The sequence below is a fragment of the Brevundimonas sp. CURTG3B2_SDJG genome (assembly GCF_057364705.1).
Genome location: NZ_JBNFOJ010000003.1, coordinates 19,573 through 27,509, shown reverse-complemented (window position 1 = coordinate 27,509; position 7,937 = coordinate 19,573). Strand labels below are relative to the sequence as shown.

General features: G+C 68.4%; 11 protein-coding genes. 4 read left to right on the top strand and 7 right to left on the bottom strand.

Going from position 1 to position 7,937, the window contains the following annotated elements; translation table 11 throughout:
• The first annotated feature begins 347 nt into the window (after positions 1-347).
• A complete protein-coding gene (rimM, locus tag AC2W7C_RS00485; RefSeq protein ID WP_485999681.1) occupies positions 348-875 on the top strand; it encodes a ribosome maturation factor RimM in 528 nt (175 codons plus the stop codon).
• Between the two features lie 51 nt (positions 876-926).
• On the opposite strand, the gene AC2W7C_RS00480 is transcribed toward rimM, so the two are convergent.
• Positions 927-1,103: a YegP family protein gene (locus tag AC2W7C_RS00480; RefSeq protein ID WP_485999680.1), complete on the bottom strand. Its 177-nt coding sequence runs from the start codon at positions 1,101-1,103 to the stop codon at positions 927-929.
• Positions 1,104-1,242: 139 nt separating this feature from the next.
• Between AC2W7C_RS00480 and AC2W7C_RS00475 the strand changes: the two genes are divergently transcribed.
• Together AC2W7C_RS00475 and AC2W7C_RS00470 are read left to right on the top strand one after the other, a co-directional pair.
• Positions 1,243-1,647, top strand: a complete 405-nt coding sequence (locus tag AC2W7C_RS00475; protein ID WP_485999679.1) for a DUF3597 family protein — start codon at positions 1,243-1,245, stop codon at positions 1,645-1,647.
• Positions 1,648-1,661: 14 nt separating this feature from the next.
• On the top strand, positions 1,662-1,877 hold the full coding sequence (locus AC2W7C_RS00470; RefSeq protein WP_485999678.1) for a KTSC domain-containing protein: 216 nt from the start codon (positions 1,662-1,664) through the stop codon (positions 1,875-1,877).
• Here AC2W7C_RS00470 and AC2W7C_RS00465 read toward each other — a convergent pair.
• The 5 genes from AC2W7C_RS00465 to AC2W7C_RS00445 form a co-directional block, all read right to left on the bottom strand.
• Positions 1,852-3,054 (bottom strand): benzoate/H(+) symporter BenE family transporter, encoded by a 1,203-nt coding sequence (locus AC2W7C_RS00465; RefSeq protein WP_485999677.1) that lies wholly within the window; start codon positions 3,052-3,054, stop codon positions 1,852-1,854. The genes AC2W7C_RS00470 and AC2W7C_RS00465 overlap by 26 nt on opposite strands.
• 106 nt (positions 3,055-3,160) lie before the next feature.
• Positions 3,161-3,751, bottom strand: coding sequence for a hypothetical protein (locus tag AC2W7C_RS00460; protein ID WP_485999676.1), 591 nt, complete (start codon positions 3,749-3,751; stop codon positions 3,161-3,163).
• Between the two features lie 70 nt (positions 3,752-3,821).
• Positions 3,822-4,424, bottom strand: coding sequence for a hypothetical protein (locus AC2W7C_RS00455; protein ID WP_485999675.1), 603 nt, complete (start codon positions 4,422-4,424; stop codon positions 3,822-3,824).
• A 21-nt stretch (positions 4,425-4,445) separates the two neighbouring features.
• A complete protein-coding gene (locus tag AC2W7C_RS00450; protein ID WP_485999674.1) occupies positions 4,446-5,105 on the bottom strand; it encodes a hypothetical protein in 660 nt (219 codons plus the stop codon).
• An 88-nt stretch (positions 5,106-5,193) separates the two neighbouring features.
• Positions 5,194-5,991, bottom strand: coding sequence for an enoyl-ACP reductase FabI (locus AC2W7C_RS00445; protein ID WP_485999685.1), 798 nt, complete (start codon positions 5,989-5,991; stop codon positions 5,194-5,196).
• A gap of 147 nt (positions 5,992-6,138) precedes the next feature.
• Here AC2W7C_RS00445 and AC2W7C_RS00440 point away from each other — a divergent pair, with 147 nt between their 5' ends.
• Complete coding sequence (locus AC2W7C_RS00440; RefSeq protein WP_485999673.1) at positions 6,139-6,690, top strand: hypothetical protein; 552 nt, start codon at positions 6,139-6,141, stop codon at positions 6,688-6,690.
• On the opposite strand, the gene fabB is transcribed toward AC2W7C_RS00440, so the two are convergent.
• Positions 6,687-7,922, bottom strand: a complete 1,236-nt coding sequence (gene fabB, locus AC2W7C_RS00435; protein ID WP_485999672.1) for a beta-ketoacyl-ACP synthase I — start codon at positions 7,920-7,922, stop codon at positions 6,687-6,689. The genes AC2W7C_RS00440 and fabB overlap by 4 nt on opposite strands.
• Positions 7,923-7,937: the final 15 nt, after the last annotated feature.

Below are 7,937 nucleotides of genomic sequence, written 5' to 3'. Positions count from 1 at the left end.
CGGCCGCCGCGGCGGCCGCCGCTCCGGCTGAAGAGCCCGCCGCGGAGGCCGAAGGTTCGGCCGAGGTCGCCGTCGAGGAGGCTCCGGCTGAAGGCGCCGCCGAGGAAGCCCCGGCTGCTGAAGAGGCCCCGGCCGCTGAAGCCACCGAAGAAGAGAAGACCGAGGCCTAAGCCTTAATCCGCTCACCCCGGCCCCTGGGTCCGACCAGAGGTCGGCCCGAGGACAGGCTGCAGCCGGGGTCCAGACGACAGAAAGCAGCGTCCGACGCTCGGGCGCTGCTTTTCTGCTATCTGGCGGCGGCGTTTGTATCTGGGTCCCGGCCTTCGCCGGGAGGAGCGGAGGGTTTCGTGGCTCAGAGCGGCAAATTGGTTCTCGTCGGCCAGGTGGCGGGCGGGTTCGGCGTGAAGGGCGAGGTGCGGGTGACGGCCTACACCGCCGATCCCATGGCGCTGCTGGCCTATCGCGACCTGCTGCGCGTGGATGGTTCGGCGGGCCTGACCCTGACCTCGGCGCGGCCGGACAAGGCGGGCGTGGTGGGACGGGCCAGGGAGATCGCCACCAAGGAGCAGGCCGACGCGCTGCGCGGGCTGAAGCTGTTCGTTCCCCGCGATCGCCTGCCCGAGCCGGAGGAGGACGAGTTCTACCTGACCGACCTGATCGGCGTGCAGGCGCGCGAGCCGGACGGGCGGGTGCTGGGCACGGTGAAGTCGGTCCAGAATTTCGGCGCCGACGACATGCTGGAGATCACGCCGGCCGCGGGAGGGCCGACCTGGTACCTGCCGTTCACCCGGGACGCCGTGCCCGAACTGCATCTGGCGGACGGCTGGCTTGTGGCGGTCAGGCCCAACGAAGTGGGCGAGCGCGAGCCCGGTTAGGGCGAAAACGGCTCGGGCGGGCCGCGCCGAACCGGGCTCGCGGCCTGGGCGTCAGCTGTTGTCTTCGGTCGGAGCGCCCGGCCCGTTCTTCTTGATGGACTCGATGGCGTTCTGGGCCGAGGCCTTCGAGGAATAGCCCTCGGTCGAGAAGATCGTCTCGGAATTGTATTTGAAGCGGACGCGGAACTCGCCCGCCTTGTCTTTGTAGATCTCGAACTTGTGCGCCATCTCAGGGTCCTTGCGTGAGGGGGCGTTCAGGTTTGTCGCACGGCGGCCCGCCGTCAATCCGCGATATGTCCGGCTGCCGACACAGGAGCGTGATCGTCAAGCTTGTGAACCTCTGCCGTGACGCCGCGTTACCGGGGCTGTGCAGCAAGGGAAAGGCGCGCGACATGAGCATTTTCAGTTCGATCTGGGACCGTATCCGGGGCCGCAAGCCGGCCGCCGCGGCGCCGCGCCGGACGCGACGTTCACCTCGGCCCCGGCCCCTCAGGCCGCGCCCGCCGCGGCGGCGCCCGTGGACGTCGAGGCGATCCTGGTCTCGATGGCCGACATGAAGGGCGGAGGCGGCAACTGGCGCACCTCGATCGTCGACCTGCTGAAGCTGCTCGACCTCGACTCCAGCCTGGACGCCCGCAAGGAACTGGCCGCGGAGCTGGGCGTGAACGCCGGGCCGCACGGCTCGGCCGAGCAGAACATCGCCCTGTCCAAGGCGGTGTGGGCCAAGCTGGCAGAGAACGGCGGCGTGGTTCCGGCCTCGCTGCGGGACTGACCCCGGGGGCGGCCGTGCCCTCCACCGTCATCCGCCGTTTCGACTATGACGCGCCGCGGCGGCGGCTGCGGGTGACGTTCACCTCGGGCGATGTCTACGACTACGACGCCGTCCCGCCCGAGGTGGTGGAAGGCCTGCGGAACGCATCTTCCAAGGGGCGGTTCTTCGGACCGAACATCCGGGACAGCTATCCCTATCGGCGGGTCAGGCGGGGCGAGGGCCGCGCCTGACCCGTCTCATATCCGGCGTCTCCAGCGCAGGGCGGCCAGGGTCACGAAGCCGGCCAGCAGGCCCCAGAAGGCCGAGCCGATCCCGAACAGGGCCACGCCCGAGGCCGTGGCCGCGAAGGCGACGACCGCGGCCTCCCTGTCCGCCGGCTCCGCCATCGCGCCGGACAGGGCGGCCGGTCGAGCCGGACCGATCAGGGCCAGGCCGGGTCAGGATGGCCAGGGCGGCCGAGGGCATGGCGATGAACAACCCGGCCAGCGGCGCGGCGAACAGGGCGACGACGAGATAGAGGCCACCGTAGAGCACGCCCACGATCCAGCGCCGTCCAGAGTCGGGATGGGCGTCCGGCCCGGTGCAGATGGCCGCCACGATGGCCGCCAGGTTGATTCCATAGGCGCCGAACGGGGCCAGGACGACGGTGGCCAGGCCCGTGGAGACCAGCAGCGGGCCGGGCGGAGGCTCGTAGCCGGCGGCCTTCAGCACGACCAGTCCGGGCAGGTTCTGCGAGACCAGCGTCACCAGGAACAGGGGCAGGGCCAGGCTGATCGCGGCCTTCGGGTCGAAGGCCGGCATGACGGGCGACAGCTGGCCGAACAGACCTGTCCCCGGCGGCGTTCCCAACTGACCGCGCAGCGCCAGCGCCAGGAAGGCCCCGGCCAGGACGGCGGGCAGGGCCCAGGCCGGCGCGAACCGGCGCATGGCCAGGAAGACGGCGAACAGGCCCGCCGCCAGCGCCAAGTCGTTCGGAAAGACTAGGAACAGCTTCACGCAGAACGGCAGCAAAACGCCCGCCAGCATGGCGGAGGCCACGCCCGCGGGAATGCGCGCCGCCAGCCGGCCCAGGGCCGGGACCAGGCCCGTGACCACCATCAGGGCGCCGGCGATCAGAAAGGCGCCGATCGTGGTGGGCCAGCCGAGACCCAGCGTCGAGGCGGCCAGCAGGGCCGCGCCGGGCGTCGACCAGGCCAGGATGATCGGGACCTTCAGACGCCAGCTGAGCAGGACGCCCGGCCCGCCGATGCCCAGGCACAGCGCCGTCACCATGGACACGATCTGGTCCGGCGCGGCGCCCAGCGCATGCCCCGCCTGGACCACCAGGGCCACGGTGCCGCCGAAGCCGATGATCGTCCCGACCGCGGCGGCCGACAGGGCGGAGACGGGCAGGCGCGAGGAGGTCATGCCTCGCGATTACCGTTTCGCTCCGGGCGGGGGAAGCGGTCGCCTGCGGAATGCAGTCGGGGCTTTCGGTCGGATCGTTCGAGCCCACCGGCTCTGGCCGCCGCCTCTATTCCTGGCGCCAGCAGGCCGCCAGATTGTCCCTCGCGGCGCGCCCGAACTCCGCGATCAGCCCGCCGTTGCCCGATATCTCGACGCGGGTGTTCGCAATGTGATCGGGCTGGGTTCCTCGACCCCAGACGGTCGTCTGCAAGCCATCCTCCGTCACGCCCCGTGGCCGCCGTCCGTCAGGGGACGCTTCGTTCGGCGTGACCCCCGGAATCTCGATGCGGGGCGCAACCAACGTCGTCAGCCAGATCAGGGTGTTCCTCAGCGCGGGGCAATCCTCGGAGGTTGCCCAGGTGGTGGTTTCGACACCATCGTCGCCCGTACTTTGACGTCGTGCCGTGAAATCGATCCAAGGCGATCCGTCTGGAAGGCGTAGCGTGCGGCGCGCCCGGATGAAAATTTCGACGCTCTCCTGACGATCTGTATGCGCGTCCCGGATTGTGAAACCCGCGACGGCCGCCACGCCCCTTACGCGTTCCTGAGCGTCATCCCCTTGCGGCGGTGTGGCCGAACCTGGGGATGCGAAGCTGACGGATGACAGGAAAAGGATCAGCCCCGAGGCGAGGATTCTAGTTTGGGCAGAAGTCGGCATTTGGGCTCACCTCCTGTCCAGGGCTTTCTTCGTCGCCGTAGAGATTGTCCTGATTGTAGGCTCAAGCCGCCTATTCGACGGGCCTCTGGTCGCTCCAGCACTCGGCAAGCTGGGTTTCGGCGAAAGCGGTCCATCTGTCTATGAGGCCGTCGGATCCAGAGAAGGCCAGGATGGACGGAGCGCCATCCGCTTGTCTGGCCAAGCCCCAAACAGAGCTGACTTCTGGATGAACCCGTGTCGGAGGTCCGCCCAGTGCAGAACTGCCGGCGGGCGGCGCGTTGTAGAGTGGGGGGATCTGGAAGGTTGGGGGCGTCAGGCGTTCGAATTCCCTCAGCACCCCGTGCAAGGCCCCGCAGGTTCGTCCATCGGCCCAGCCGAGAACAGAAAGGTGGCCGTCGCCGTTTTCCAGGCTCCGTCTCGCGAACGGAATCGCCCCAAATCTGACGCCGTCATTCGTCGCCGCAGGGTCGCGGTAGGTGTAGAAATCGACGATCTCGACACCAGCTTCTCCGTCCTTTGCGTAACCGCCTAAATAGAGCGCATCCCTCGGCCCGGTCGAACGGCCTCGCTCATACCGGGACTGGCCATCTCCAAAATCTTGCGCGAGCGCGGCCTGTGGGAGCGCTATGGCCAAACAGGCGGAAAACAGCCGTGCTCTCAGTTTCCAGGACATGGTTCGGCATCCGGATTGACTTCAGGGCCTGGCGTGAAGGTGTTCTCGCGCCTGCTGAGCTGTTTCGGGAGTGTAGAAGTTAATCTGATTGTACGGAACGAATCCTGCAGGTCCCTGATTCTCCGCCACGATGTACATCCGCACCACGCTACCGTCGCCGCCGTTCGCACTTACGAAGGTGCTCATGCTCGCGATGTGACCAATATCGCCGCGATCTTCCAGGCCAGGACCCGGACCTGTTGAAGGCAGGTGGCTGCCTGAACCGTGACTATGTACAGAGCCTATGATGGTTGCGGGGTCGATGCCTTCGTCGGAAAGTCGAACATTCCCCACGTGGCCCGAGGTAAAAGGATCGCCATGAGTTGGTGGTCCCATTCGGATCGAGCCGTCCGAGGCGCGATACAAGTAGCATCCCCACTCTCGAACATTCAGATTCTCGGCAGGCACCATTTCGCTCGCTAGCCTGGCAAACTCTTTCGCCGCCTCAGCCGCCGCCGCATCCGCGTTCCACTCCAGCGCCGTCGCTGGATCGGAGCATGGATCTGGCCATTCCGGGTCCTCCAGGACGGGGACATTCGGATCGACGGGCCCCGTCGGGTCCGGTTCGCGGACGGGGAACGGCTCGGACGGTTCCCGCCGGCGCTGACCTACGACGACGATATCCGGCAGAGTGTCGGTCATGGGGGGCTCCTGTATGGAGCCAGGCTACCCCCCCCCCCCTTGCTCGCCGAATGCTAGAGCTTGGGGGGTCACTTCCGGTTGATCGTCCTCACCCCTCCTCGTCGCCCGCCAGGCCCATCATGTGGAAGCCGGCGTCGACGTGGATGACCTCGCCGGTGGTCGACAGACCCAGGTCCGAGCAGAGCCACAGCGCGCAGCCGGCGACGCCTTCCATGGAGGTGTCTTCCTTCATGGCCGACATGGCGCGGCCTTGGGCGATCATGCCGCGGCCGCCCGAGATGCCGGCCAGCGAGAGGGTGCGCATGGCGCCGGCCGAGATGGCGTTGACGCGGATGCCCTTGGGGCCAAGGTCGCGGGCGATGTAGCGGGTCGCGGCCTCGAGCGCCGCCTTGGCCACGCCCATGGTGTTGTAGTTCGGGATGGCGCGTTCCGAGCCCAGGTAGGTCATGGTGACCAGGCTGCCGCCGTTCGGCATCAGCTTGGAGGCGCGCTTAGCGACGTCCACGAAGCTGAAGGCCGAGATGTTCATGGCCAGAAGGAAGCTGTCGCGGCTGGTGTTGTCGACGAACGACCCCTTCAGCTCGTCCTTGTTGGCGAAGGCGACGGAATGGACGACGAAATCGATCGTGCCGAAGGTCTTCTCCAACTCGGCGAAGGCGGCGTCCATGGAGGCGTCGTCGGTGACGTCGGCCTGGATGACGGCCCGGGCGTTCACGCTCTCGGCCAGCGGGCGCACGCGGCGCTCCAGCCCCTCGCCCAGATAGGTGAAGGCCAGTTCGGCGCCTTGCGCCGCGAGTTGCTGGGCGATGCCCCAGGCGATGGAATTGCTGTTGGCGACCCCCATGATCAGGCCCTTCTTGCCCTTCATGAGTTCGCCGGCGGGCATGTTCCAGCCTTCGGTGGTCGCCATGGGTCGTCTCCGTGTTCTGAACGCGGAGGGTTAGCAGGGGGCGTCGAACGGGGGAAGCGTCAGGTTCGGAGGGCTGGCGCGGCGCGCGGGACCAGCTAGCGTGGCCGGGGACGGGAGGCGTCGATGATCGGATGGATCGGGGTGGCGGCGGCGCTGGCGGCGGGACAGGCGGTTCCTTCGGCTCAGCGACCCGAGGTGGCGATCGTCGTGGTGACGCTGGACGAGGCGCGCCAGGGCCAGATCAAGCACGGGCGGAACGTGCTGGCCGCCCTGGGCGACGAGCGGTTCGGCCGCTACCGCCTGCGCGAACCCTCTATCCCGACGGCGGGGTTCGCTGACTGCGTGGAGGACCATCCGGAGTACGGGCTGAACTTCTGCGCCCGGTTCAATCTGCACCGCGCCTGGAGCGAGGGGGCGCCGCCCCACGTGGTGGTGGCGTTCACCGACCACGGCCTGACGTGGCGCGAGGACGACGGGGACATGAGGGCCCTGTGCTACGGCCGGGGCGCCCAGGCCGCCGACGCGGCGGCGCAGAACATCTGGCTGTGGACCCGCTCGGCGCTCATGCACGGCGTCCAGGACTGGGAGCGAGACCAGGACGCCCTGGCGGCCTGCATCGACGCAGCCATGGCCGAGGTTCCCGGAACGCCCAGGCCGGACCCGCTCCGGCGCTAGCGGTCGACCTTGGACAGGATCAGCGTCCCGTTCGTCCCGCCGAAGCCGAAGGAGTTGGACATCACGTGCGTCAGCGGGCCGTCGTGGCGCCGGCGCAGGATCGGCATGCCCTCGAACTCGGGATCGAGGTTTTCGATGTGGGCGCTCTCGGCGGCGAAGTCGTTGGCCATCATCAGCAGGCAGTAGATCGCCTCCTGGGCGCCGGCGGCGCCCAGCGAGTGGCCCGTCAGGGACTTGGTCGAGGAGATCATCGGCAGGTTGTCGCCGAAGACGTTGCGGACCGCGCCCATCTCCTTGCTGTCGCCGACCGGCGTCGAGGTGCCGTGCGGGTTCAGGTAGTCGATCCTGGGATTGCCAGCCATCTCCAGCGCGATCTTCATGCAGCGCTCGGCGCCCTCGCCCGAGGGGGCGACCATGTCGTAGCCGTCCGAGTTGGCGCCGTAGCCGGTGACCTCGGCGTAAATCTTCGCGCCACGCGCCACGGCCCGCTCGTACTCTTCCAAGACCACGATGCCGGCGCCGCCCGCGATGACGAAGCCGTCGCGGTCCTTGTCGTAGGCCCTGGAGGCCTTGGACGGGGTCTCGTTGAAGTTCGACGACATGGCGCCCATGGCGTCGAACATGTTGGACATGGACCAGTCGATGTCCTCGACGCCGCCGGCGAAGACCACGTCCTGCTTGCCCCAGGCGATCTGCTCGGCGGCCGCGCCGATGCAGTGGGCGCTGGTCGCGCAGGCCGAGGAGATCGAATAGTTGATCCCCTTCAACTCGAACCAGGTGGCCAGCACGGCCGACGGGCCCGAGGCCATCGCCTTGGGCACGGCGAACGGCCCGATGCGCTTGGGCGAGCCCTTCTCGATCGTCGTCTGGGCCGCCTGGAGGATGACCTGGGTCGAGGGGCCGCCTTCGCCGACGATCAGGCCGATGCGCTCGGACTTGATTTCGTCGGGCGTCAGACCGGAGTCCTTCAGGGCTTCCTCGAAGGCGATATGCCCCCAGGCGGTTCCGTTGGCCAGGAAACGGGCGGCGCGGCGATCCACCAGCGGGGCCCAGTCCTCGGCGGTCACGCCGAGCGACGGGGGCGCCCAGACCTGCGAACGGAAGCCGTGGGCGGCGTGGTCGGCGGCGTGCTGGACGCCCGACCTGGCCTCGCGCAGCGACGCGGTGACCTCTTCCGCTCCAGTCCCGATGGAGGAGACGATGCCCAGGCCGGTGACGACGACACGCCGCATGGTGGTTTCCTTCTT